Origin of the sequence: Streptomyces sp. NBC_01335 (genome assembly GCF_035953295.1) — a bacterium.
GTDB lineage: Bacteria > Actinomycetota > Actinomycetes > Streptomycetales > Streptomycetaceae > Streptomyces.
In genome coordinates, this window is the sequence record NZ_CP108370.1 from 2,174,567 (window position 1) to 2,194,676 (window position 20,110).

General features: G+C 65.6%; 28 protein-coding genes and 4 other RNA genes. 13 read left to right on the forward strand and 19 right to left on the reverse strand.

Annotated elements, in window-relative coordinates; translation table 11 throughout:
* Positions 1-11: 11 nt before the first annotated feature.
* The 16 genes from OG599_RS09055 to OG599_RS09135 form a co-directional block, all read right to left on the reverse strand.
* An RNA gene (locus OG599_RS09055) (hammerhead ribozyme type II) lies at positions 12-77 on the reverse strand.
* A 42-nt stretch (positions 78-119) separates the two neighbouring features.
* Positions 120-377, reverse strand: a complete 258-nt coding sequence (locus OG599_RS09060; RefSeq protein WP_327175445.1) for a hypothetical protein — start codon at positions 375-377, stop codon at positions 120-122.
* Positions 378-388: 11 nt separating this feature from the next.
* A complete protein-coding gene (locus OG599_RS09065; RefSeq protein ID WP_327175446.1) occupies positions 389-607 on the reverse strand; it encodes a hypothetical protein in 219 nt (72 codons plus the stop codon).
* Complete coding sequence (locus tag OG599_RS09070) at positions 604-846, reverse strand: hypothetical protein (protein ID WP_327175447.1); 243 nt, start codon at positions 844-846, stop codon at positions 604-606. Before OG599_RS09070 ends, OG599_RS09065 begins: the two co-directional genes overlap by 4 nt.
* A 107-nt stretch (positions 847-953) precedes the next feature.
* Entirely contained in the window at positions 954-1,376 is a 423-nt protein-coding gene (locus OG599_RS09075; RefSeq protein ID WP_327175448.1) for a hypothetical protein, read from the reverse strand.
* Positions 1,373-1,780, reverse strand: coding sequence for a hypothetical protein (locus OG599_RS09080; RefSeq protein ID WP_327175449.1), 408 nt, complete (start codon positions 1,778-1,780; stop codon positions 1,373-1,375). Before OG599_RS09080 ends, OG599_RS09075 begins: the two co-directional genes overlap by 4 nt.
* 127 nt (positions 1,781-1,907) lie before the next feature.
* The gene (locus OG599_RS09085) at positions 1,908-2,135 is read right to left on the reverse strand and encodes a hypothetical protein (RefSeq protein WP_327175450.1); all 228 of its coding nucleotides are present in this window, start codon (positions 2,133-2,135) and stop codon (positions 1,908-1,910) included.
* Complete coding sequence (locus tag OG599_RS09090) at positions 2,132-2,869, reverse strand: DUF2786 domain-containing protein (protein ID WP_327175451.1); 738 nt, start codon at positions 2,867-2,869, stop codon at positions 2,132-2,134. Before OG599_RS09090 ends, OG599_RS09085 begins: the two co-directional genes overlap by 4 nt.
* A 21-nt stretch (positions 2,870-2,890) precedes the next feature.
* An RNA gene (locus OG599_RS09095) (hammerhead ribozyme type II) lies at positions 2,891-2,953 on the reverse strand.
* Complete coding sequence (locus OG599_RS09100; protein ID WP_327175452.1) at positions 2,954-3,391, reverse strand: hypothetical protein; 438 nt, start codon at positions 3,389-3,391, stop codon at positions 2,954-2,956.
* Between the two features lie 32 nt (positions 3,392-3,423).
* Positions 3,424-3,489, reverse strand: an RNA gene (locus OG599_RS09105) — hammerhead ribozyme type II.
* Positions 3,490-3,570: 81 nt separating this feature from the next.
* The gene (locus OG599_RS09110) at positions 3,571-4,026 is read right to left on the reverse strand and encodes a hypothetical protein (RefSeq protein WP_327175453.1); all 456 of its coding nucleotides are present in this window, start codon (positions 4,024-4,026) and stop codon (positions 3,571-3,573) included.
* A 39-nt stretch (positions 4,027-4,065) separates the two neighbouring features.
* Positions 4,066-4,132, reverse strand: an RNA gene (locus tag OG599_RS09115) — hammerhead ribozyme type II.
* Positions 4,133-4,148: 16 nt separating this feature from the next.
* Positions 4,149-4,805 carry a hypothetical protein gene (locus OG599_RS09120; protein WP_327175454.1) on the reverse strand — a complete coding sequence of 219 codons (657 nt, stop codon included), beginning with the start codon at positions 4,803-4,805 and terminating at the stop codon, positions 4,149-4,151.
* 154 nt (positions 4,806-4,959) lie between these two features.
* The gene (locus OG599_RS09130) at positions 4,960-5,217 is read right to left on the reverse strand and encodes a hypothetical protein (RefSeq protein ID WP_327175455.1); all 258 of its coding nucleotides are present in this window, start codon (positions 5,215-5,217) and stop codon (positions 4,960-4,962) included.
* A 70-nt stretch (positions 5,218-5,287) separates the two neighbouring features.
* Positions 5,288-5,785, reverse strand: coding sequence for a hypothetical protein (locus OG599_RS09135; RefSeq protein WP_327175456.1), 498 nt, complete (start codon positions 5,783-5,785; stop codon positions 5,288-5,290).
* A gap of 1,626 nt (positions 5,786-7,411) precedes the next feature.
* On the opposite strand from OG599_RS09135, the gene OG599_RS09140 reads away from it, so the two are divergent.
* The gene (locus OG599_RS09140) at positions 7,412-7,627 is read left to right on the forward strand and encodes a hypothetical protein (RefSeq protein ID WP_327175457.1); all 216 of its coding nucleotides are present in this window, start codon (positions 7,412-7,414) and stop codon (positions 7,625-7,627) included.
* A gap of 87 nt (positions 7,628-7,714) precedes the next feature.
* Here OG599_RS09140 and OG599_RS09145 read toward each other — a convergent pair whose 3' ends face one another.
* Positions 7,715-8,524, reverse strand: coding sequence for a hypothetical protein (locus OG599_RS09145; RefSeq protein ID WP_327175458.1), 810 nt, complete (start codon positions 8,522-8,524; stop codon positions 7,715-7,717).
* A 32-nt stretch (positions 8,525-8,556) separates the two neighbouring features.
* The gene (locus tag OG599_RS09150; RefSeq protein ID WP_327175459.1) at positions 8,557-9,507 is read right to left on the reverse strand and encodes a hypothetical protein; all 951 of its coding nucleotides are present in this window, start codon (positions 9,505-9,507) and stop codon (positions 8,557-8,559) included.
* Between the two features lie 814 nt (positions 9,508-10,321).
* Between OG599_RS09150 and OG599_RS09155 the strand changes: the two genes are divergently transcribed.
* Positions 10,322-10,564, forward strand: coding sequence for a hypothetical protein (locus OG599_RS09155; protein ID WP_327175460.1), 243 nt, complete (start codon positions 10,322-10,324; stop codon positions 10,562-10,564).
* Here OG599_RS09155 and OG599_RS09160 read toward each other — a convergent pair.
* Positions 10,561-10,743 carry a hypothetical protein gene (locus tag OG599_RS09160; protein WP_327175461.1) on the reverse strand — a complete coding sequence of 61 codons (183 nt, stop codon included), beginning with the start codon at positions 10,741-10,743 and terminating at the stop codon, positions 10,561-10,563. The two genes, OG599_RS09155 and OG599_RS09160, sit on opposite strands and share 4 nt — an antisense overlap.
* 382 nt (positions 10,744-11,125) lie before the next feature.
* Between OG599_RS09160 and OG599_RS09165 the strand changes: the two genes are divergently transcribed.
* From OG599_RS09165 to OG599_RS09215, 11 genes are all read left to right on the forward strand, one after another.
* Complete coding sequence (locus tag OG599_RS09165; RefSeq protein WP_327175462.1) at positions 11,126-11,554, forward strand: phage terminase small subunit; 429 nt, start codon at positions 11,126-11,128, stop codon at positions 11,552-11,554.
* A gap of 16 nt (positions 11,555-11,570) precedes the next feature.
* Positions 11,571-13,232 (forward strand): terminase, encoded by a 1,662-nt coding sequence (locus OG599_RS09170; protein ID WP_327175463.1) that lies wholly within the window; start codon positions 11,571-11,573, stop codon positions 13,230-13,232.
* A 36-nt stretch (positions 13,233-13,268) separates the two neighbouring features.
* Complete coding sequence (locus tag OG599_RS09175) at positions 13,269-14,687, forward strand: phage portal protein (protein WP_327175464.1); 1,419 nt, start codon at positions 13,269-13,271, stop codon at positions 14,685-14,687.
* Positions 14,684-15,811 (forward strand): VG15 protein, encoded by a 1,128-nt coding sequence (locus tag OG599_RS09180; protein WP_327175465.1) that lies wholly within the window; start codon positions 14,684-14,686, stop codon positions 15,809-15,811. Before OG599_RS09175 ends, OG599_RS09180 begins: the two co-directional genes overlap by 4 nt.
* Positions 15,808-16,323 carry a hypothetical protein gene (locus OG599_RS09185; protein WP_327175466.1) on the forward strand — a complete coding sequence of 172 codons (516 nt, stop codon included), beginning with the start codon at positions 15,808-15,810 and terminating at the stop codon, positions 16,321-16,323. Before OG599_RS09180 ends, OG599_RS09185 begins: the two co-directional genes overlap by 4 nt.
* Positions 16,324-16,392: 69 nt before the next feature.
* Entirely contained in the window at positions 16,393-17,475 is a 1,083-nt protein-coding gene (locus OG599_RS09190; protein WP_327175467.1) for a hypothetical protein, read from the forward strand.
* Positions 17,476-17,551: 76 nt separating this feature from the next.
* Positions 17,552-18,028, forward strand: coding sequence for a hypothetical protein (locus tag OG599_RS09195; RefSeq protein ID WP_327175468.1), 477 nt, complete (start codon positions 17,552-17,554; stop codon positions 18,026-18,028).
* Complete coding sequence (locus OG599_RS09200; RefSeq protein WP_327175469.1) at positions 18,025-18,360, forward strand: phage head-tail adapter protein; 336 nt, start codon at positions 18,025-18,027, stop codon at positions 18,358-18,360. Before OG599_RS09195 ends, OG599_RS09200 begins: the two co-directional genes overlap by 4 nt.
* Positions 18,360-18,743 carry a DUF5403 family protein gene (locus tag OG599_RS09205; protein ID WP_327175470.1) on the forward strand — a complete coding sequence of 128 codons (384 nt, stop codon included), beginning with the start codon at positions 18,360-18,362 and terminating at the stop codon, positions 18,741-18,743. Before OG599_RS09200 ends, OG599_RS09205 begins: the two co-directional genes overlap by 1 nt.
* Complete coding sequence (locus tag OG599_RS09210; RefSeq protein WP_327175471.1) at positions 18,743-19,237, forward strand: hypothetical protein; 495 nt, start codon at positions 18,743-18,745, stop codon at positions 19,235-19,237. The genes OG599_RS09205 and OG599_RS09210 overlap by 1 nt, the downstream gene beginning before the upstream one ends.
* Before the next feature lie 78 nt (positions 19,238-19,315).
* Entirely contained in the window at positions 19,316-20,056 is a 741-nt protein-coding gene (locus OG599_RS09215) for a phage tail tube protein (RefSeq protein WP_442809398.1), read from the forward strand.
* The last annotated feature ends 54 nt before the right edge of the window (positions 20,057-20,110 follow it).

A 20,110-nucleotide genomic window follows, 5' to 3' on the forward strand; every position in this document is an offset into this window, starting at 1 on the left:
CTGACGTGTTCATTTGGCTGGCATCGTCAGGTGGGGGACACCACTCCCCCACGACCGGCTCACCACCGGTTTCGCCCGCGTCCGGCCCCCTCGGCTCTCACGAGGGGGCCGGACGCGCATCAGGAACTCGTCATGTAGCCGTCGCGGCATTCGATGTACGAGGTCTCGCCGATCTGAGCCCAGCAGTCCATGTGGTCGTCCACGTCGCCGAAGGGCTCACGCCCAAGAGCGCGCTGCTCGTCTTCGAACGAGATGGCAGGCGGGGCGACGGGCGCACTGGCGTGTCCGATCACGGAAGCGCCGAGTATGAGGAGTACCGCCCAGGCGAGCGACCACGCGGTGACGGCTGCGATGAGCATGCGCTTGGAGATGTTCATGGTGTTCCGTCTCAGTAGGCGTTCAGTACTTCGATGACCGAGGTGTCCGTGATCTCTTCGAAGATCAGCTCCTGGTCGGTCCAGTTGTGGTTCTCGTCCGCCCAGTCCCGGAGGCCCTCGTCGTCGCAGACCTCGCCGTCTTCGTCCAAGAACTCTTCGGGGACTTCGATGCTGATCTCGACCTCGGCCTGTGTGGTCCGCTCGACCGAGAACTTGACGGTCTTCTTCACGCCGCGATCTCCTCGTCCTCGTCGTCGAGGCCGGCCGTGTCGAAGTCGGCCAGTACGAGCCGCTCGGCAGCGTCAGCGGTCGGGGCCTCCACGAAGCGCAGGAAGCGGTACAGCTCCCCGTTGGTGTAGACGGCGCTGCTCTCGTCGTGCCGGTGGCCTTCGAACACGGCGGCGATGAGGAGTTCATCGCTTCGGGTCTTGTGGAGGGCGGCCACGGTCCACTTCTTGCTGTCGGTCACAGCTCTCCCCAGTTGAATGTGCAGGCGGCAGGGGCCGCAGGTCAGGTCTTCGTCAAGCAGCTCGGGTACGCGCCCGCACCCGGTGCACGGCTCGGTGTTGAGGGGGGTCACCGGCTCGCCTCCGCCGACGCGCGGCGGAGAACCGGCCGGTACCAGGGGCATTCGCTGTCCGACCATCCGGCGCTCTTGCCCCACTCGCGGCGGGCTTGTGCGGCACACCGTTCGCAGATGAACCGGTCCCCGAGAATGTGCCTCGTCCACGGGCCGCTTCGGGGCTGCTGGGGCGGGCACGCCTCGCAGGGGCCGCCACCGCGGATGTGCTGGAAGCACAGGGCGGTGCTGCCGTTCGGCGCGGTCGTCCACACGGCGGCGTGTCCGTGCTTCTCGGCCAGGTCGTACGCCAGGACGAACGCGTCCTCGTATCCGTAGTCGAGGAACTCTCCCCGGAGGGTCATGTGGCCGACGCAGTCGTGATCGTGGTGGTCAGCGTCGGTGTGCGTGCACTCGTACACGTCGTAGCGCCAGGTCATTCGGAGATCCCCATCAGGTCGAGGAGTTCGTCAACGGTCGGGGTGGAGGCGGCGAGCGTGTCCTCCTGGATCAGTCGCCACAGTTCGGGTTCGTGGACAAGGCAGTCGGGCTTGCGGCACGGGCGGCCCAGACCGGCGATGAAATTGCGGTGTTCGTCCAGGCCCGCAGAGAGCCAGTCGTCACCTTCGAGGAACTCGGGCCGCTTCTCGGCCCACCGTTCGCGCACCGATTCGATGTCGCGGACCTCGTAGAACGGGCTGGCACCGTGTTGGCGGACCAGGTCGACCCACGAGGCTCGGACCCTGTCGTAGCTGCGGCGGGAGTAGTCGTATCCCGAAGCGGGATCGATGTCGTCCATGTCGACTCCGGACTCAAGGCAGAGCGCTATTCGAGCGTCGGACATGGACGTAATCCGGTCAGGGCAACTGGAGTTGGCGAAGTGGAAGATCATGAAAGTGGCGCGGTGCATGTGCTGCTTTCAGGCAGGGGGCCGCCCCGCCCGGAGACGGGGCGGCCCGATGAAGAAGGAGTTAGAGAGCGTCGAAGGTGCCCGGTGGGAACCAGCCGACCATCAGCGCGCGACCGTCGCCGTCGATGTAGACGTGACGCTCTGCACCGTCGGGGTAGCGGAACCGACGCAGGTTCTCGCCCACTTCGCCGTCCCAGGCCGCTTCCCAGCCCGGATGGCGGAAGCAGACCCCGATGCGTATCCCGTCAGGCTCGCCGTTGTGAGTGATGAAGCCCGTAAGCGTGGTCACGCCGAGACCGCCCGACGACGACCGGAGGTCACACGGGAGTCGCCGAGATCCGCACGCTGACCGGCGGCCTTGCCCTCCGACCAACCCGAGCCGGTGAGCCGACGCTTAGCGGCCATGCGCACCTTGGGATGCGCGGCCTTGAACTGTGCACGAATGGTGTCCTCGCGGCTGGAGAGAACCAGCTCGGCCGAGCGGCCCCCGAGTTCGCGGGTAGCCTGCGCTGCCGCGATTTCTTCGGATCGCGTCAGACGGTGGTAAACGGACTGGGAGAAGCCCGCCAGCCAGGACTTGCGGTAGGCGGTCGTGGACTCCCCCCACGCGGGGGCGCCCTGCTTCATGCCGTTGAACGCCTGGAGCAGAAGCGACGTGAACAGCATCTCGACGCGGTCGAGCGTCGATTCGAAGGCGTGAACCTCAACGTTCTGGGCGTACTTGCCCGACTCCCAGTCGTAGACGCGCCAGCGGACGGTCTGTCCGCCGAGCGCCATGGTCACGTTGTTGAGGAGCTGCACGCGGTCGAGGAGGTACGAGCCCTTGAGAATGATGGTCCGGGTGGACGGCTTGTCCGTAGACGGGTCGGCCTCGGCGAGCATCGCCCGCTCGACGCCGTACTTCGACATCAGGGCGGCAGCCTTCGCGAAGTACGTCTCCGCTTCCTCCGGAGTCGCGGCCGGGTCTTCGGCCTTGGCGAGGATGGCGCGGATCTTCGCGAGGGTTGCCTCGTTGGCAGACATGTACTTCTCTTTCTTTCACAAATGCGGCTGGCATCGTCAGACAGCGGGCACCACCCCGCCGCGACGCCCGAAGGCGTTTCGCCATCAGCGGGAGCATGAACAGGAGTTCACGGGGAAGTACCGGTCGCGAATGTTCGTAAGGCGCACCTTGATTTCATTCATGTCCGCCGCTCGGGCTGCGTACCGGCTCACTTCGCTCTCTTCGTGGGCGTCATTCATCGCTGCCAGTGCTTCCGCCTCACCCCACACCGCAGCCGTAAGCATCGTGTCGCCGTACAGCGAGACAAGCTCGCTGACGTTTTCGGCACCAAAGAAGATCCAGTTCTTCAACGTCTCGATCTCTGACGCCCTCCGAGCAAGCCCATCACCCCAGATACGCACGAGGCCAGAAGAGTGCTCCCTGAGCTTCCGAGCAGTTGCGAAGGTACTTTCACGCTCTTGCTCCAGGGCCAGGCACAAAGCCTTCCGGTAGTGCTTGAACAGTGACGCGCACTCCACCTTGAAACGGTCTTCGTCTTTCATGTCGCCTCTTAATCCTTCGAGTTCCGGCAATGCGTTGGCTGGCATCGTCAGGCCACGGGAACCAAACCCGTGACGACCTCCTCTCAGAGGTTTCGCCTTGTAGAAATCAGGTCATCTCTCTGCTAGTTGCAGGACCCCACCCGGCGGCCGGCCTGGGTGTAGGCATGCCGATCCGCCGGTCAGGCAGCCTCCGCCTCAACCAACTCGGCGTCCTCAACGTCGTCGTCTTCTCGGGCCAGGTTGTGAAGCTCAAGCCACATGTCGGCGGCCCCCTTCCGGCCGGTCTCGGCAAGCAGGTGGGCCAGCGCGGCGACCTCTTCAGCCCCGAGCTTTTCAGCCAAGGAGATAGCGAGCATCCGGTCATCAAACTGGTCACCGAACGCGGCTAGTGCACTGTTCAGCGCTCGACGCTCACGGACATCTGTTTCGATCCGCTCCAGCAGGACTATTCGCTGGGCGTTTTCCTGACCGAGCTGCGAATGCAAGTCGTGGATCTCGTCCAGTGCCTTATAGAAGCAATGCACGGCAGCGTGGGCGAGGTCGTCATGGAGCCTGCGGCTCTTGGCCCACGGGGTGCAATTAAGTGCCTTCACCAGAAGGTTCTTGGGCACGGTGATCCAATTACGAATGCGCATGTTCTCTACCTTTCGCGATGATGGCTGGCAAGGTCGGCAAGACGCCGACTCGTCAGGCCGGGGGAACCACCCCCCGACGACACCCCCGTGCGGGGATGTTTCGCCTGGTTCAACTAAGCCTTTCAGGTCCGAGAAAGATCACGGTTGGTCGTGACCTCTTGGACGCCGATTCCGTGTGGATACATCACACCGCAGTCCCCTTTCCCGCACTGGCAACCGTCCCGAAGGGTCTGCGCATGCATCTCGGCACACCCCTGGGCGTACCCCCATGCGGACCACAGTGATTCGAATACGGTTTCCGCATCACGCTCGTACCCCTCTCGCTGCGTTACTCGAACCCGTCCGGATGCCTCGGCCTTGACCTCCCAGAGGCCCAGGAGATCCGATACCTCGGTCCAGACACGCACTTCGTGCGCAGGTTCGCACTCACCCTCGAACGAGCATTCCGACCCGTCGCAATAACCGGTGAAACAGTGGTTCGACTTCGCCGGGTCGCAGGATTCCCACTCCTCACGCGGGCACCCTTCGCAGTACCGCCGACCGACGACCCCCAGCCCGCAGCAGTCACAGTTGTGATCACCCCGGACAATCACCTCGGATTCGTCTTCGAGCAGCTCCCACCCCTTGGGCACGAACAGCTCAACGTCGTCCGGCTCCCCAGAAAGGTATTCCTGGATGTACGTCGTCTGAGTTGCCCCCGGGATGCCGGGGTACGGCTCAGCAACGATCAGCATCAGGTTGTACGCCGCCTCTGCCGGAGGGACGATCTTCGCGGACATGTGACCTCTTCTTTCGTGTTCGTTGGCTGGCAACGTCGACACATCGCCGACTCGTCAGGCAGCAGGCACCACCCCGCCACGACGCCCGACCTCAGGCGTTTCGCCATGCGGGAGGGACAGGCCGGCCGCGGACAGACCTGTCCCCCAGTCCCCGCTAAGAGGCGGGGCGGAATCCGTTCGTCGGCACGAGACCGAACCCCGCGCGGCGCCAGAGGCTGGCCGTCAGGAACTCGATCTCGTCGGCGGGCAGCGAGCACATGCGGCACCACCGCTTGAACTGGCCTGGGAGTGGCGCGGGTTGGGCGACCTCGATCACCTCTCCGCACCGTCCGATCGGAGCGAACTCCGTGACGCGGTCGAGGGTGTGCAGAACACCACCGGGTCGACCAACCTTGAATCCAACCTGGGACATCAGCACCTCCATGCCTTCCTGCCCTCTCGGCTCTCACGAGAGGGCAGGAAGGTTCAAGTAAGCCTTTCGGCTAGCGAAGAAGCTCACCCTGGGCCAGGAGAGCCGTGACATCACTCTGGAAGCTGGCGAAACTCTCCTCGATCCGTTCGCGAAGCCTGCTCTGCGCCTCCGCCTTGCCCTGGAAGACGTCGACTACCTCAAGGAGGTCCGCCTCACGCCGATCACGAAGTTCACGCGTCTCCCGAAGGCTGTCCTTCAGGAGCGCCAAGTCGCGTCGTGCGTCGTCGAGTTCGTCCCCGTACTTCTGGGTAAGGTCCCCCTGCCACTCAAGGTTGACCCCGAGGACATGGTTCGCCTCCTTGAGACCCTCGATCTCCAACATCGCAATCAACGACGCCTCGGAGTGAGCAGCGCGCTCCGCCCGCAGCTCCGCAGTCGTCGCATCCAACCGACGCTGCGTCTGAAACAGGATGCCGGACAGATACGTAAGCTGCTCGGCCAAGTCATAGTCCACGACATCCGTCGCCTTCTTCAGGCTGACACCGAACTCAACCACCGTGCTGGACATGTGTCCCCTCTCAGATAGGCCGGGTACTAACGCCGGCCTGCTGATACACCCCACCTCTTGATGGAGCGCTGGCACCCCACCGACCGAGGCCGGTGAGGTCTCAGCGCACCACCAGGCCGAAGCCTGGCGGGCGCTACACGTTTGGTATGTAGGCAATGTGTCGGGTACGGAGTTCTGACGCAGTCGCGTCCCTCTCGCACCTTCGCGTTTCTCGATCGCAGCCCGGCCCTTGCCTCAGCAGGCGTACAGGGCCGGTGACACGGCGCTTCCGCGCTCCAGTCCGCTGCGTAAATTTCGCGTCCACTGTTGAGTTCTCAAGGAACTGGCACTGCCTTTCTGTACCGCCCCTGCGGGACGGCCTCGGTCCGGGCGCCCCGACCCAACTGCCCGGTCGGACCGACCTTTCGCGGGTCGGCTCGCTCGCAGCACCTAGGCCCCGCTTTCGCAGCAGCCTGCCTTGAGTCCTGCGACAGCTCGCTTCGCAGGGTCGGCCCCCGAAGCCCTCGGGGTAGGGCACCCGATGCCCGGATGCTGGCGTGAAGGTCATCCGCCTGGCCTCTCGGCCCTGCGGTGGTTCCGACCCTAGCGGATCTTCGCCGTTTGGTTCAAGTTCGCCTTTCGGCTTCGAGTGAAGCGGCCTTCCGTGACCCTTGCGAGCCCCGACCCTTCGCTTCGGTCCAGACCGTATCAGGTCCGGGCCATTCGGTTCAAGTTCACCTTTCGGCTTCGTTCTCCGCTGCACTCCGGCCCGTTCAGGCTTGAGTTTTGCGGTGAGTCCCAACCGTAGGGGCCGGTCCTCGTTGGTGCAAGTTGGCCTTTCGGCTTACCCGCAGCGCCCCCGCTCCGGTCATTCGCTGGCCGCCCGGTTCCCGCCTCCATGGCTTCGTGTCTCGGGCCGACCGCTGCGGTGTCCGTCGCGGTGACAGGCCAAACATTGGCTTACTTGAACCAGCGATGCAAGCCTCGTGACCGGGATGCCCGAATAGTCTTCCGCATTGTCCGGATTCGCTCCGGCTCTCGCTGCCCGGTATGCCCGAAGGGTGCGCAGTCGCACGCCTTCCGGCCCGTCGCCCTCCCCTGCCCTGCCTGCCCGCAGCACGCGCCCATAGCGCGCGGACCTTACACCAGCCATCCGCCCGGCGAACCACCGCAGGCGCACAACCCAGCACACGGGGGGTGGGGGGTGACCCCCGGCACGTGCACGCGCCGACCGCTGAGTCTTAGCCGCTCGGATTTTGCCACGGTTTCAGGGTCGTCCGGAGAAAGACGCATCGCCCAACCAATGCTCCGCAGGGTGTAGTTGGCTCCTCAGGCAGCGCTCAGGCGTGGCAGAATGTGCGGCGAAGTGCTTACACCTAACGGCTGGCGACCGGTGCGTTCTACACCCGAGGTACGCCTCACCTACCCGCACCGGCGGTTCGTGAATTCCGGGTGCGGCAGCAAGTCACTGGGGGGCAGGCCAGCTCTCCGGCCTTGATGCTGCACGTTGCCCTTGCTATCGGTCCCTGGCCTGTCCCGCGCGCACCGGCGCCAACCGGAAGCGGGGTTTCTCAGCCACCCGAACCCGGTCACCGCCAGGCTTGGTTCCGACGAAAGGATTCTTGCGATGGCCAGCAGCATCGATCCGTGAGCCGCAGACTGCCGATCGCTCTGAGTGCGCTTGCCGCCACCTCAGCTTCGGTCGCAGTCAGCCCCTGGATCGCCGTCGCGGCGATCAGTATGCCTTTGATCGTGTTCTTCGGCATCTTCATGCCGGCGGTCTGGTCCAAGAGGCCAGCGCGACGCCGCGACGCTCGCCTTCTTGCTGAACGCATCCTGCGGATGCTAGAGAGGGGGCGCTGACGATCCCCTCGCGAGCCACACGCGCGCCACCGATTCCTGCGAGCCCCGTTGCCGTCCCTCGGCGACGGGGCTCGCGCGTTCAGCGGGTCACGCAGCTTGGACTTCGCCGAGGTACCGGTACCCAGATCGGACGGAGCAACCGAGCCGCTCCGCCAGCGTCGGACCGGTCACCGTGGCGCCCTCGGCCTGCATGGTCGCCACGGTGTTCTTGACGACGGTCAGCGGGACGGCCTTCCTGGCAGAGCGCTGCCGCCGGGGTGTCTGCTCCTCCTTCTCCACCGCTGCCAGTTCGCCAGTCAGCTCGTCCGCCATCTCATCCGCTTCGGCGGTCAGCTCGTCCGCGATGGCGGACAGCTCTTCGTAGTCGTTTCGGATGCCGTGGCACTTGGACACGAGCTGTCGGCCTGCCAGGTCGAGGGCCTCGGCGACTTCGCCAGCGAGGTACGCCGACGCTTCTTCCAGGTCGCGCAGCCGCTCGGCTGCGGTGACCTCGGCGGCCGGCATGGCTGCCATGTGCAGCATGTGTGCCACGACGAGCGGCGGCACGGAGGACACGGCGGCAACGAGGACGGCGGAGGTTGCCATGTATCCCCGGTCGATGAGGTGTGCCACGACTTGGGCCGCCAGTGCCAGGCCGAGGGCGGCCCCGGCTCCGATCGTGGCAGTGACACGGCCGGGAGCCTTGGCACGTCGGCGAACGTCGGAGATGACGGCGGCGCAGGCGGCGTAGGCGGAGACGCACACCGGCATGAGCCAGGTGATCCAGCCGTGCCAGCCCGCGAGCTGTGCCATGCGGATTTCGCCGGGGACGGACATGACCAGTGCGGCGACGAGAACGAGGGGCCTGCCAGCGGTGAAGACACTGCGGGCGTACCAGGGCATGTGCATCGAGGACATGGGTGTGCCTTTCAAGGTGTCGCAGTGGCAGGTCAGGCGGCGAGGGCGGCGCGGACTCGGGCCGCGCCTGCGGCGTACGGGTCCGCGTCGGGGAAGTCCTCGACCTCTGCCTCTGCCAGGGGCGCGACAGTGCCAGCGAGGAAGGCAGCTGCGTTGTCCAGTTCGAAGCGGCAGGTGGCACAGACCGTGCCGGTGCGGCCCATCGGGAAGGGGGCGTCACAGACCTCGCACCGGTGCCTGGTGTCCGGCTGGCGCTCGGCCTTCGGCTGTGGCTTCGCGGGCTTCTGATTCTTGAGCCGGTAGCTGATCAGCGCGTAGGCGGAGTCAACGTGTTCGGGCAGCCGGGCCGTCAGGACGCTGACCATCTTCAGCGGGCTGTGCCCTTCGGTGAGCCACTCGGCGGCGATCGGGGCCAGGCGCAGGACTTCGGCGGCGCTGAGCGAGAGGCGGCGGTCATCTGCCCCGAGGGTCGAGAGCACCTTGGCTGCCTTCCCGACCTCGGCGTCAGCCGAGGGGCGGTTCTTGTCGCTGGAGCTATCTCCCTCCTCCTCGGTGCTGGCCTCGGTCGGCTCCTGGCCGCCGTTCGTCGGCTCGGGCGCAGGGAGGAGGTTCTTTCCCTGGTTCTTTACTCCCTTGGGAGAGCCGCCGACAGACCGAGTAGCCGGTTCACCGACCGCCGGGAAGCGGTCAGTCGGGAGATCAGAGATGTGGGTCTCGGTGCACCAGAGGCCCGAGTCGGGGCTCTGGAAGCGGTCGCGGCGGAGGTATCCAGCGTCTTCGAGCTGCTGGAACGCCTTGGCGACTGCGCGCCGGCCTTCTTCCACGCGGTCCGTCACGGACTCGACGGTCACCTTCGTGCCGTCCGGCAGGGACAGCAGCGTGACGTGCAGGCCGCGGGCGGCCAGGGACAGCTTCTTGTTCCGGGCTGCCTCGTTGGGGACCACCACGAAGGCACGTTCGTGCCGGTTACGATGCACTCGCATCTGGGAGCTACCTCTCCTGGGTGTAGGCCCTGGTCCGGTGTTAGCGCACCTGGCCGGGGCCGCCTGCGTTGCAGGCACACCCGGAAGGTACAAGTTAGCCTTTCGGTTTGTCTAGCCCGTTCGGGCTTCCCTCCAGCGCGGCCCGCCAGGGCCGCCCTGTCGAGCACACCAGCCGTTCGCCGCCGCCAGGCTCCGGCTACCGCCGTCGCCTGTGGTCCAGATCACTCCCTTGCCCTTTCCGAAAGCGGCCTCCTCATTCCCTATATATAAGTAGAGGCAGTAAGGCTTAAGTAATTGTTCCCTGGCGGGGGCATAAAGGCGAAGCTCCTATTGCGCTTGGCGGCCCTAAAGGGCCGCTCAGAGGGAAGCCTCAAAAGGCTTACCTATGGCGAGGAGGAATCATTCCTTCCTGGAGTTCCTCCGATAGACGCTCGCGACTTCCCAAGAACTGGCCTCAGATCAGAGCGCGAATTTTGCGCCGCGACGGTCATCGGTGCACTGAGCGAAACGACTACGGCGCGCGATGCGCTGAACCTGCCACAGATGTGGACCATATACTTCCCGGCGACGACCACCGAGAATCCAACCTTCAGTCACTCTGCGGGTGGCATCACCGGGTTAAATCCTCCCAAGAGGGAGCCGCGGCCCAGGCCGCAATTCGTCGGCGCCACAACCGGCGATTCCGCAGGACCGAGGAACACCCCGGCCTGCTGTAAAGGCGTGAAGCTCCGGTTCGCTGACCCATTGAGCGTAAGCCGGCCCCCGAGGATCACTCTCCCTCAGGGGCCCACTGACTTTGTGCGAGGTGCTGCCGATGACTGGTTGGTCCTGGACGTGGATTGCCTGGCTGGCGGCCTTCGCCGCGATTGAAGGAGCCGCACTTGCCCGAGATGCACGAGGCGACACCCTCAGCGAACACGTCTGGAAATGGTTCGGGATCGGCCGGCACGATGAGCCCCGACCCGAAGTCACCGGAGCCGTGCGCCTCCGGCGTTTCGCCCTGCTCGCGTTTCTCGCGTGGCTGTCCGCGCATTTCCTGACTGGCGGCGCGTTCTAAGCCTCAGCATCGTCATCTTCGGCCCGCCGGTCCCGATCGTCTCGCAGAGACCTTAGCGCGGCGCGGAAAGCCTCCGCCAGGTCGGGCACCTGCTTGACGAGCGACGTCAGCAAGGTGACGGCAAGGCTGAGTAGGCTGAAGAGACCGAGCAAGTAGAGGGTGATGGCGTTCCAGTCCATCGATTCGCACGCGCCTTCCGAACTTGGCGGTCGAACCGGCATACGGCAGCCTCAGATCGACCACCGACGAGGTGGTTTCGACTGAGGGACTGCCGACGCTTAGCAAATCCTCTGTGGCGCTGTCAGCGCGTATCGGACGGTGTCCCCTCTCACGGTCTCGCTTACGTCCTCTTTCGGAGCGTTGTGGTCCCCCAGGGGACCGAGGGCTGGCTTGGCGTCTCAAACCAGCCCCTGGTCTAGCCGGAGGTGCGCGGGTTGCTCTCCCGCGCGCGAACACGAGCTCTGTGCGATACAGAGGCAAAAGCTGTATCGCACAGAGTTCAGGCACGCGCGTACATGGTAACCAATGAGACCTCTGTGCAGGTGACTTGGAGGTGAGGGCGTGCCCGGCCCCGTGCCCAACCGTGAAGCCGACTTGGCTCGCCCCCGCGAGCGCAAGGGCGGAGGTGCGCAGACCGTTACGCGCGGCCTGGCCCGCCCCGCGAAGGTGCCGAATGCCGACCGGAGCTGGCATCCGATCGCGAAGCGCCTGTGGGACTCCCTGAAGGAGTCCGGTCAGGCCGACTTCTACCAGCAGTCTGACTGGGCCCTGGCCTACTCGTTGTGCGAAGACCTGAGCTTCTACAAGTCATCAGGGAAGCGGTCGGGCCAGATGCTTCAGACGATCTACTCCGCATTCGAGCGGCTGCTTGTCGCCGAGGGCGACCGACGCCGTGTGCGCATCGAACTGCACGAGCCTCAGCCCGAGGTGCAGTCCGCGGCAGTCCTCGCCATCGCCGACTACAAGAAGGATCTCGGCCTCGACGCCTGATCTCGGGGGGTGAGCGATGGCTACCACGGCGAACCTCACCCTCGAAGAGATCGAGGCTCTGGAGCCAGAGTTCCACGGACCGACCTGGCAGAAGGATGCGTTCGGGCAGTGGAAGTTGCCGGCGCGCACCCTCGGCTGGCAGATCGCCGGATGGTGCGCACAGTACCTGGACGGCGAGGGCTCGACCGACGAGAAGCGCGTCCCCTGGAAGTTCACTCGCGAGCAGCTCCGGTTCCTCCTTTGGTGGTACGCCATCGACGAGGACGGAGAGTTCGTGTACCGCACGGGCGTCCTCCAGCGGCTAAAAGGCTGGGGGAAGGACCCTCTGCTCGCCGTGGTCAGCCTGGTCGAATTCGTCGGGCCGAGTCGTTTCTCGCACTGGGGCGAGGACGGCGACCCGGTGGCCAAACCACATCCGCAGGCATGGGTGCAGGTGACTGCCGTCAGCCAGGAGCAGACGACGAACACCATGGGTTACTTGCCAGTCCTGATGTCCGAGAGGCTCATCTCGACGTACGGCATCAAGATGGGTGCCGAGCTGATCCGGGCAGACCGAGGGCGCAAGCGGCTCCAGGCGGTTACCAGTTCGTATCGAGCTATCGAGGGAAAACGCACAACTTTCACCCTGCTCAACGAGACCCATCATTGGATCTCGGGCAACGGTGGGCACAAGATGTACGAGACCATCGACGGCAATGCCACGAAAATGGACTCCCGATACCTGTCGATCACCAACGCCTTCATGCCGGGCGAGGACAGTGTGGCCGAGCGTATGCGTGAGGCATACGAGAAGGTTCGGGCGGGCCTGGCGACCGATGTCGGCGCGTTGTACGACTCGATCGAGGCACATCCCAAGACCCCGCTGACGGCCGAAGCCCTGCGGATCGTCATCCCGAAGATCCGGGGCGATGCCATCTGGCTAAAGGTCGAATCGATCATCAAGTCGGTCCTGAACCTGACGATCTCGGCAGCGCGCTCTCGGCGCATGTACCTGAATCAGATCGTGGCCGAAGAGGATGCGGTACACAGCCCGGCGCAGTGGGACCCCTTGAGGGATACCTCGCTCACGCTGAACCCCGGCGACGAAGTCGTCATCGGCTTCGATGGAGGCAAAACCGACGACTCCACCTGTGTCGTCGCTCTCCGCGTCTCCGACATGGCGGCCTTCCTGATCGGCTTGTGGGAGAAGCCGGACGGCCCGGCAGGAGTGAACTGGGAAGTCCCACGCGCCGAGGTCGACTCGGTAGTGCACGACACCTTTCGCGTTTTCTCAGTGCAGGGCATGTATGCCGACGTGGCGCTCTGGGAGAGCTACATCTCCGAGTGGGATGAGGCGTACGGCGAGGGGTTGGCAGTGAAGTCGCCGCTGGGCAAGGACCGGATCGGCTGGGACATGCGGTCAAGCCTGAAGACCTCAACGATGGCCCACGAGCGCCTGATGCGCTCGATCCTCGACGGCAAGCTCTGCCATGACGGAGACCTCAAGCTCCGTAGACACGTGCTAAACGCGCGCCGCCGCGTGAACAACTTCGGCATCTCCTTCGGCAAGGAGAGTCGCGACTCCCCCAAGAAGGTGGACGCGTACGCCGCGCTCATGCTCGCGCACGAGGCCCTGGTTGACCTGCGGGCACGCGGCAAGAAGACCCGTCGCCGTACGGGCAGAGGGTTTTTCCTCTGACTCGAACGGCTAACTTGAACCGGAAGGGGGTGGCGGGTGACTGACGCGTCCCCTGCCGCGCTCGCGCGGCAGCTCCTCGCCATCCTGCACAAGGACAGTTCCCGGCTGCACCGGATTGATGACTACCTTCACGGGCGTCACGCCGACCCGTACATGCCTCCGTCGGCTGACGACGAGTACCGGCTTCTCGCCCGCCGTGCGGTGTCGAACTGGATGCCCCTGCTCGTCGGGACTCCAGCCCAGGCCCTCTACGTCGATGGGTACCGGCCCGGACAGGCCGCGGGCGGCCTCCCGGTCGAGGTGCAGACGACCTCTGCCGAGTGGTCGCACTGGCAGCGGTCGAGGCTGGACGCTCGGCAAGCTGCTGTGTATCGGGGGGCGTTGGCGTACGGGCACTCCTTCACGGTCACGGAGAAGGGGACGGCCGGCCTCGTTCGCACGAAGGGCCTATCCGCCCTGCGGACGAGCGCCCTGTTCGAGGACCCCGCGAACGATGACGTGCCGTACGCGGCCTTGACGGTCACCGTCTGGCCGCAGAGCGAGACGCGCGGCCGGGCCCGGCTGTGGGATGCCCGCCACGAGTACGAGGTGCTGTTCCGCAGCCTGGGCGATCAGGACGGGATCACGGTCACACGAGTGCGCAGGCATGGTGCTACCGAGTGCCCCGTGACGCGCTTCGCTGCCCTCGTTGACCTTGAGGGCCGGACCCTCGGTGTCATCGAACCGATGATCGCGCTTCAAGATCGAATCAATCAAACGATCTTCGATCTCCTGGTGGCGCAGACCTACGCGAGCGTCAAGGTCAGGACAGCAACGGGCATGGCCCCGCCGATCCGGCGAGACCCGGAAACAGGTGAGCCGGTACTTGACGATGACGGCAACCCCATTCCGCTTCCCATCAATCACAATGCCCGCCGGTTCCTTTTCGCGGAGGACGCGGACGTTAAATTTGGAAGCCTGGACGAAACTCCTCTCGGTGGATTCATCGAGAGCGTGGATATGTCCATAAGGCACCTCGCGGCGGTTTCCCAGACACCCCCTCATCACCTTCTGGGGCAGATCGCCAATCTGTCCGCCGAGGCCCTCCTAGCTGCGGAGACCGCCTTGAGTCGAAAGATTGCCGAATTCCGAACCGCCTTCGGAGAATGTTGGGAGAGGGTTTTCCGGCTCTCCGCTGAGCTGTCCGGTGTCGGCAATGCTGACGACTACCAGGGTGAGGTCATCTGGCGCGATATGGAATCCCGCTCGCTCGCTCAGGCTGCGGATGCGCTCGGGAAGTTGCGCGAGCAGCTCGGCATTCCCGCAAAGGGCCTCTGGCGGCGTGTTCCCGGTGTCACCCAGACCGAATACGAGGACTGGGCGGAGATGGCGGAGGACGAGGATTCCGTGCGCCAGCTCTCGACCGCGATCACCCGCGCGACGGGCGCTGACTCGGGCTTCGCGGAGGCCGCGTGACCACCGCGACCCGGCAGGCTGAGACCGACCAGGCGTCGGCCGCCTTCCACGTCGCGCTGAGTCAGATCGGTGTCGAGACCACGGCCGAGGCCCTGTCCCTCTGGGCCGAGGTCCCGGCTGCGCACCGCGCGGCAACGGCCGGCGGCTGGCTGCGGCGGGCGATCTCGCTCGTCATGGGACGCAGGCGCCAGTCACGGGACCTCGCTCGGGCGTACTACCGGCTGGCCCGTGCCCTCCAGACGGGCACGACGGTGGCTGACCCATATCACCCGGAGCCCGCGTACGTGGCCCTGACCGAGCTGCGTCAGCAGTTCGCCGCTCTCGCGGGCGGGACCTACGAGCCCCCGGCTTCCGAGCCTGTGGGCGAGGCCGCGACCGCCGAGCGCGGGGAAGCCTCGCCCGCAGAGAGTACGAGCCCGGCGAGCCTTCCGGCTCCCCCTGGCACCCCCGTCCCCGAAGACGATGAGGACGAGGACTGGGAACGCATCCTTGTGGAGGAGATCGAGGGGCTCCGGGAGGAAGAGGAACGGATCGAGCGGGAGGCGGAGGAGGAACTCCGCATCGTCCTCGATGCCCTCGGCACCTCGAATCTCGACAAGCGGTTGTCCCAGGTGAACGACGGCCAACCCGCGCGAGACGCGGACCGGCAGCGTGAGGACGCGCACAGACAGGCCGGCGCTCAGCAGGCCGCCGCCGCTTCGCGGGTCGCGATGAACGGCGGACGCTCATCCACCTGGACCCACATGCGGCGCGATCGGCGGGCGCTCGGATACGTGCGGCTGTCCCGGACCGGCACCCCCTGCGGGTTCTGCGCGATGCTGATCAGTCGGGGTGTGGCGTACAAGTCCGAGGCGTCAGCGACGTTCGCAGACGGCGACCTCTTCCATGACAACTGCCACTGCTACGCGATGCCGGTCTTCTCCCGGCAGCAATACGGCTCTTCTGAACTCTTCGCCTTGAACCGCGAGTACGAGGCCCGGTGGCCCGAGGTCACCAAGGGGCACTCCGGTAAGGCGGCTCTCACCGTCTGGCGGCGGTTCATCCGCCAGAAGCAACGCGACCAGCAGAAGGCCGCTGCCCAGGAGGCGCGGCAGGCTGCCATGACCACAGCCCAGGAGGCGTGACCTTGCCCGAGCAGACTCCCGACACCAACGGCCCGGACGGCGCTGAGACCCTCACCGCGGAAAGCGAGCTGCCCGAAGCCGATGGCCCGAACAGCGAGTCCCCGTCCGCCTCTGCGGAGGACGATCTCCCCGACTGGGCCCGCAAGGAGCTGACGAAGGTGCGCGGCGAGGCGGCGTCCTATCGGACGCGTCTCCGGGACGCCGAGACAAAGCTCTCGGGAGCCAAGACGCCCGAGGAGTTCGAAGCCGCTCTGTCCGAGGTCAAGGCGGAGAACACGAAGCTGGAGCGGTCACTTCTGGTGACCAAGGTGGCTTCCAAGTTCGAGCTGCCCGAGCTGCTGGCCGACGCGCTCACGGGCGAGACCGCCGAGGATCTCGAAGCCCACGCGAAGGCACTTCAGGGCCTCCTTGCCCCTCCCCTGCCCAAGTCCCTGGGCGGCGGGCTGGACCCGAGTGACGAGGACGATGGCGAGCTGGACCCGCGCAAGCTCGCGCGGCTTACACGCCGCTGACCTGCGTCCCACCCCATTAGCTACGCCTCCGACTCCGGGGGCTTTTTTGTTGCCCAAGGAGGCCATTTAGTGACAGCGGAACACCAGGTAGTCAAGCCCGAGAAGCTCATCGCGACCGCCATAGGCATGCTTGAGCAGGAACTCGTCATTCCGAACCTGTTCATCAAGGAAGGCGTCGACAAGTTCAAGGGCGCCAAGGGCGACACGATCAACGTCGTGGTCGAAGGTGTGCTCCCCTTCCACGACTACGAGTGGCGTTCGGGTTCCGCAGGCAGCTCGACTCCGGGCACTCGTCAGCGGGTCGTCTTTGACGAGTACAGCGAGCGGACCATCCCGGTCAAGTTCGGCGGCAACGTCTACAACGGCGTCAAACTGACCGACGAGCAGAATGATTTCGATATCCCGCAGTGGGGCAAGCTCCTGCGCCCGCAGGTGAAGGCCGTGGCGCGCGGTCTAGCCCGCCGCGCGGTGAAGACCCTGGTCGACCAGCCTTATGCGGTGACCATCGGCAACGCCGAAGGTGCCATGCGCAAGGCAATCATCGAGGCCCGCCGAGTCCTCAACAAGTTCAATGTGCCGGAGGGCGATCGGTACATGGTGGTCGGCTCCGACTTCGAGACCGTTCTCCTCTCCGACCCGGACCTGAACCTCGCCTCAAACGTCGGCGACTCCCAGGCCGAATCCGCTCTCGTGAACGCGACCCTCGGCAACCGGTACGGCTTCCGGTTCATCGTGGACCAGACGATCCCGGCCGACGCCGCGTACGCCTTCGCCAAGTCCGGCTTCATCTTCGCCTCGGCGGCCCCCTCCGTCCCGCAGTCCGTTCCGTACGGCGCCACCACGTCCTTCGAGGGCCTGGCGCTGCGCTGGCTCCGTGACTACGACTCCGAGGTCTTCCAGGACCGCAGCATCGTGAACTGCTACCAGGGCTTCCGCTCGGTGGAGGACGTGCTTGTCGGCTGGGACCCCGAAGCCGAGAAGGAGGTCATCTCGACGGACGAGCACTTCGTGCGCGGCATCCGCCTCACCCTCGACGGCAAGTCGGACTACCCGGAGGCCGTCTCGGAGCTGGCGACCATCACAGGCGTGAGCGACGCGAAGGTGTTCACCCCGACCGGCCCGGCGGCCGAGAGCGACCCGGCAAACGCCTGAGCGTGATCGGCGGGCCGCGTGACCTGGTGCAGACCGGGAGCGCGGCCCGCCGGCCCTTCGGAAAGGAGGTCGAGCGATGTCCTACGCAACACTTGACGAGCTGACGGGCCGCCTTGATTGGGAGCTGGACGAGGACGAACTCCGCATCGCTGTAACAGCTTTGGAGGACGCCTCGGATCTGGCGGCCACGTACGGACGCGAGTGGCCCGAGGAACGTGCGCCCCGCCTCGTGAAGACGCTCGTCCTCAAGGCCGCAGTGAGGTACCTGCGGAACCCCAACGGATATACACAGTCGAGAGCCGGTGACGAAACCCTCGGCTGGTCGGACGCCCACGGCCGCGACGCGGGCAGCATCTACTTCACCCGCGAGGAGATCCGACTCCTCGAAGACCTGGCCGGCACCCGGCCGGGCCTGACCAGCGTGACGGTCTCCGCCTGGGGATCGAAGCTACGCCCGCACCGCCCCAGCCGAGTTGGCGGTGAGAGCCTTGTGCCAGTCGAATACGACGGCCGCCCCTTCCCTCTGTTCAACGACGACGGGGAGCCCTGGTGAGCGTGCAGCGTCGGCGCGGCCAGACCGCGCGAGTGTGGACAACCAAGGAAGTTGTTGACCGGCGCGGCAACTCTGTGATCGCCGTGGACGAGTCGAGCCCCGTCACCGTGAAGGCCGCCTTCATCCCTCAGCGCTCGGGCAAGGCCGAAGTCCCGGGTCAGCAGCAGATCAACGTGACGCGAATGATCGTCAGCCCCAACCTCGAAGGGGTCACGCTGTGGTCCCGCGTCGAGTACCAGGGCCGCATGTGGGACATCGTGACACCACCCTCCTACCACCACGGCGACCGCCGCACGCGGCACTGGAGCATCGACATCCGGGAGCGGCCCTGATGGTTGAGATCTACGACCGCGAGGGGAAGCGGAAGCTGGAGTACCTCGTTGCCGTCCTGCCTGGTGTACAGGCTGCTGTCGACGAGGCCCGCTTCGAGATTGCCGCACGGGCCGAGGCTCTGCTTCTCGCTCACCGCTTGGAGGGCCACGCCACGATCGACGTAGTCGACGGAGACGTGGACAAGTACGTCGTGCTGGACGACGAGCGGGGCAAGAAGGCCGCTCTTTCGATCGAGTACGGCCGGGCCGCTTCCGTGGTGGTCAGGGAGCGCGCCGATGGCACCACCTACCTCGACACGATCCCCGCCTCGGACGGGCTGTTCATTCTGGCCCGCGCGGCGAACCTCCCGAAGAAGCGGAAGGGCAAGGTGCAGCTCGACTGATGGCGGGACTTCCCGACCACATCAAGGCCCTGGCGGAACTGTCGCCAGTCGAGGATCTGCTGCTCGCCGTGCTGCGCGAGGGCCTGCCGGGCATCCGAGTGAAGTCCTTGGTCGACGCGCACGAGCAGTTCCCGCTCGTCCTGGTCCGCCGCGACCCAACCTGGGGTGAATGGCAGGGCGACACCCGTTTCACGGACGCGGCCCGCATCGTCATCAACACGTTCGCGCCGAACCCCGATGGGGATGAAGACGCCGCGATTCTCGGTGAAGCCGTACGAGTCACCTTGCGGAATGCGTGGCTGAATCAGCGGGTCTATCCGCGCCTTGGACACATCATCCGGGTGGACCTCAATTCTGCGCCACGGCGCGCCACGGACTGGGCGACCGCGACGGGGCCGGTTCAGTACGCCGACCTGCCCACGGGGATCTGGCGGTACGAGTCGATCTACGACGTTCAGATCCGCAAGCCCCGCGTTCGCCCCTACACCCCGTAACCCATCCCCACCACGAAAGGCCCGGCAACCCTTTTGGGCTCCGGGCCTTCGTCGTGTGCGAGTAAGGATCAAACTTCTTTGGCGATTAACGATGACGCGACTCTCGTTGTCGGGTCTGGGAATTACCTGACGGCCCCGGTCGGTACGACCATGCCCGCAGACCTGCTGACGCCGGTCAGCCCCTGGCAGAACGTGGGTCACACCTCTCTTGAGGACATCTTCGGAATCACCTCCGAGGGTGGCGAGGCGACCACGATCGGAAGCCTTCAGAACAAGAGTCTTCGCACCAAGTACAGCGCGCGTACGGAGACGATGACTTTCACCCTCCAGCAGTGGGACACCGCCGCCCTGCGGCTCTACTTCGGCGCCAACGCCCCTATTCTCCCCGATGGTTCGGTTGGAGTTCCGACCGACCCGGAGCCCACGCAGTCTGCCTTCATGGCCGTATTCGTCGATGGTGAGAATCACTTCGCGTTCTACGCGCCACGCGCGGAAATCTACCGTGCCGACGACATGTCGATCTCCGATACGGAATCGCTTGCCGGTCTTCCTATCGGGGTCAAGCCCATGGCGTACGGATCGAATGTGTGGACCTACGCCATCACGCCTCTCGGTGGAACTCTGGCGACCGGCGCGACCGCCGGCAGCCCCGGCGACTTCACCCCGGACGGCGCGGTAACGCCTGCCGACCTCGCCGCGCTGTCCAGCGTGCTCGCCACTCCGACGACGGCGTGGACCACCGGTCAGCACGTCGTCCTCGCCGACTCCACGAAGGCGTACTGGAACGGCTCGGCCTGGGTCGCTGGACAGGTCGCCTGACGGCTCCCGGCGCGGGCGTTGCGGACCCGCCCGCGCCGGACTCTCTCCCCTGCT

What these genes read in the sequence shown, in the direction of transcription:
- OG599_RS09120 (WP_327175454.1), bottom strand. Translation starts at nt 4,805, where the DNA reads ATGTCCGCGAAGATCGTCCCTCCGGCAGAGGCGGCGTACAACCTGATG.
- OG599_RS09135 (WP_327175456.1), bottom strand. Translation starts at nt 5,785, where the DNA reads ATGTCCAGCACGGTGGTTGAGTTCGGTGTCAGCCTGAAGAAGGCGACG.
- OG599_RS09110 (WP_327175453.1), bottom strand. Translation starts at nt 4,026, where the DNA reads ATGCGCATTCGTAATTGGATCACCGTGCCCAAGAACCTTCTGGTGAAG.
- OG599_RS09145 (WP_327175458.1), bottom strand. Translation starts at nt 8,524, where the DNA reads ATGTCCTCGATGCACATGCCCTGGTACGCCCGCAGTGTCTTCACCGCT.
- OG599_RS09155 (WP_327175460.1), top strand. Translation starts at nt 10,322, where the DNA reads ATGACTGGTTGGTCCTGGACGTGGATTGCCTGGCTGGCGGCCTTCGCC.
- OG599_RS09080 (WP_327175449.1), bottom strand. Translation starts at nt 1,780, where the DNA reads ATGTCCGACGCTCGAATAGCGCTCTGCCTTGAGTCCGGAGTCGACATG.
- OG599_RS09075 (WP_327175448.1), bottom strand. Translation starts at nt 1,376, where the DNA reads ATGACCTGGCGCTACGACGTGTACGAGTGCACGCACACCGACGCTGAC.
- OG599_RS09160 (WP_327175461.1), bottom strand. Translation starts at nt 10,743, where the DNA reads ATGGACTGGAACGCCATCACCCTCTACTTGCTCGGTCTCTTCAGCCTA.
- OG599_RS09170 (WP_327175463.1), top strand. Translation starts at nt 11,571, where the DNA reads ATGGCTACCACGGCGAACCTCACCCTCGAAGAGATCGAGGCTCTGGAG.
- OG599_RS09205 (WP_327175470.1), top strand. Translation starts at nt 18,360, where the DNA reads ATGGTTGAGATCTACGACCGCGAGGGGAAGCGGAAGCTGGAGTACCTC.
- OG599_RS09090 (WP_327175451.1), bottom strand. Translation starts at nt 2,869, where the DNA reads ATGTCTGCCAACGAGGCAACCCTCGCGAAGATCCGCGCCATCCTCGCC.
- OG599_RS09150 (WP_327175459.1), bottom strand. Translation starts at nt 9,507, where the DNA reads ATGCGAGTGCATCGTAACCGGCACGAACGTGCCTTCGTGGTGGTCCCC.
- OG599_RS09060 (WP_327175445.1), bottom strand. Translation starts at nt 377, where the DNA reads ATGAACATCTCCAAGCGCATGCTCATCGCAGCCGTCACCGCGTGGTCG.
- OG599_RS09100 (WP_327175452.1), bottom strand. Translation starts at nt 3,391, where the DNA reads ATGAAAGACGAAGACCGTTTCAAGGTGGAGTGCGCGTCACTGTTCAAG.
- OG599_RS09210 (WP_327175471.1), top strand. Translation starts at nt 18,743, where the DNA reads ATGGCGGGACTTCCCGACCACATCAAGGCCCTGGCGGAACTGTCGCCA.
- OG599_RS09195 (WP_327175468.1), top strand. Translation starts at nt 17,552, where the DNA reads ATGTCCTACGCAACACTTGACGAGCTGACGGGCCGCCTTGATTGGGAG.
- OG599_RS09130 (WP_327175455.1), bottom strand. Translation starts at nt 5,217, where the DNA reads ATGTCCCAGGTTGGATTCAAGGTTGGTCGACCCGGTGGTGTTCTGCAC.